The 2,377-nt window shown below is 61.6% G+C and carries 2 protein-coding genes; both read right to left on the reverse strand.

Annotated elements, in window-relative coordinates; genetic code table 11:
• Positions 1-30 precede the first annotated feature (30 nt).
• Positions 31-873, reverse strand: coding sequence for a xanthine dehydrogenase accessory protein XdhC (gene xdhC / locus ACXRVY_RS24650; protein ID WP_458238486.1), 843 nt, complete (start codon positions 871-873; stop codon positions 31-33).
• 135 nt (positions 874-1,008) lie between these two features.
• On the reverse strand, positions 1,009-2,377 hold a 1,369-nt coding region (locus tag ACXRVY_RS24655; protein ID WP_458238487.1), incomplete at its 5' end, for a molybdopterin cofactor-binding domain-containing protein.

Below are 2,377 nucleotides of genomic sequence, written 5' to 3' on the forward strand. Positions count from 1 at the left end.
GTGGCATGGGCGTTCTCAAATGGTGGCTCTTTAGTTCGACGCTTGGCTGCGGCGTGACGCAGGCAGCAGTTTGGCAATCGATCCGGCGCTGGCGGTGTGCTGCCCGAAGTTCGCGTTATAGGTGGCGATGATTTCGCCGGCGATGGAGATGGCGATTTCCACAGGCAATTTGCCTTTGACTTCGCCGATGCCCATCGGGCAGCGCATGCGTTGCACAACGCTGCTGTCGAAACCGCGGTCGCGCAGGCGATGTTCGAACTTCACGCGTTTGGTCTTCGAGCCGATCAGACCGAAGTAGGCRAAGTCGTTGCGCTTGAGGATCGCAGCGGTCAGTTCGAGGTCGAGTTGATGGTTGTGGGTCATCACGATGCAATAGCTGCCGGCGGGCAGGTCATCGATTTCATCCACCGGTTCTTCGCTGACGATCTTGCGCACACCGTGGGGGATCTGCTCGGGGAATTCTTCCTCCCGCGAGTCGATCCAGCGCACCCGGCAGGGCAGGCCAGCGAGCAGTGGCACCAGTGCGCGGCCCACGTGGCCGRCACCGAACACGGCGATCTGCGCCTGCACCTGGCCCATCGGTTCGAACAGCAATACCGTCGCACCACCGCAGCATTGGCCCAGGCTGGCGCCGAGGCTGAAGCGCTCCAGATGCGTGTCCTGCTTGCCGCTGGCGAGCATCTCGCGGGCGATCTTCATGGCCTTGTATTCCAGGTGCCCGCCACCGATGGTGTCGAAGCTCTGGTTCGCGCTGATGACCATCTTCGAGCCAGCGTTGCGCGGCGTCGAGCCGAGCTCTTCGATGATAGTGACCAGCACGCAGGGCTCACCCCGGTTTTGCAGGTCGGCGAGGGCGTCGATCCAGTTGTACATGTTCACCTCGACATCTGTGTGTCTGTTAGTCCGCCATCGCGAGCAAGCTCGCTCCCACATTGGATTTGTACAGGTCCATCAGTCAGCACATAACCCTGTGGGAGCGAGCTTGCTCGCGATAGCCGCACCTCGGTCTTAGAGCGAAGCCAACTCGGTCTCGGCTTCGACAGCCTTCGCCGCCTTCAACTGGCGCATCTGCTCACAACCCCACAACACCCGCTCCGGAGTCGCCGGTGCGTCGATTTTCGGTTGATGCTTGTAATCGCCCAGGCTTGCCACCGCGTCCTTGATCGCACACCACGAGGCAATGCCGAGCATGAACGGCGGCTCGCCCACAGCCTTGGAATGGAACACCGTGTCTTCCGGGTTCTTGCGGTTTTCCACCAGCTTCACCCGCAGGTCCAGCGGCATGTCCGCCACGGCCGGGATCTTGTAGCTGGCCGGGCCATTGGTCATCAGCTTGCCCTTGTTGTTCCACACCAGCTCTTCCATGGTCAGCCAGCCCATGCCCTGGATGAAACCGCCCTCGACCTGACCGATGTCGATGGCCGGGTTCAGCGAGGCGCCGACGTCGTGGAGGATATCGGTGCGCAGCATCTTGTATTCGCCGGTCAGGGTATCGACCAGCACTTCGCAGCACGCCGCGCCGAAGGCGAAGTAGTAGAACGGCCGGCCACGGGCCTGGCTGCGGTCGTAGTAGATTTTCGGGGTCTTGTAGAAGCCGGTGCTCGACAGCGACACCTGGGCGAAATACGCCTGCTGAATCAGTGCTTCGAAGGTCAGGATGTGATCGCGAACCCGCACGTGGCCGTTGTGGAATTCCACGTCTTCTTCGCTGACCTTGTATTGGCGAGCGGCGAATTCCACCAAGCGTTGCTTGATGGTTTCGGCAGCGTTCTGCGCGGCCTTGCCGTTCAGGTCGGCACCGCTGGAAGCGGCGGTCGGCGAGGTGTTCGGCACTTTGTCGGTGTTGGTCGCGGTGATCTGCACGCGGTCCATTTCCACCTGGAACACTTCGGCCACGACCTGCGCGACCTTGGTGTTCAGGCCCTGGCCCATTTCGGTGCCGCCGTGGTTGAGGTGGATGCTGCCGTCGGTGTAGACGTGCACCAGTGCTCCTGCCTGGTTGAGGAAACTCGCGGTGAAGGAAATGCCGAATTTCACCGGGGTCAGCGCCAGGCCTTTTTTCAGGATCGGGCTGTTGGCGTTGTAGCGACGGATCGCTTCGCGACGCTCGGCGTACTGGCTGCTTTCTTCAAGTTCCGCGGTCATCTCTTCGAGCATGTTGTGCTCGACAGTCTGGTAGTAGTGGGTGACGTTGCGCTCGGTCTTGCCGTAGTAGTTGGCCTTGCGCACCGCCAACGGATCCAGGGCCAGGTGCCGGGCGATGGCGTCCATCACTTCTTCGATGGCGACCATGCCTTGCGGGCCGCCGAACCCACGGTAGGCGGTGTTCGATGCGGTGTTGGTCTTGCAGCGATGACCGTTGATGGTCGCATCGCCC

It is taken from the genome of Pseudomonas sp. P5_A2_2 (assembly GCF_054177685.1).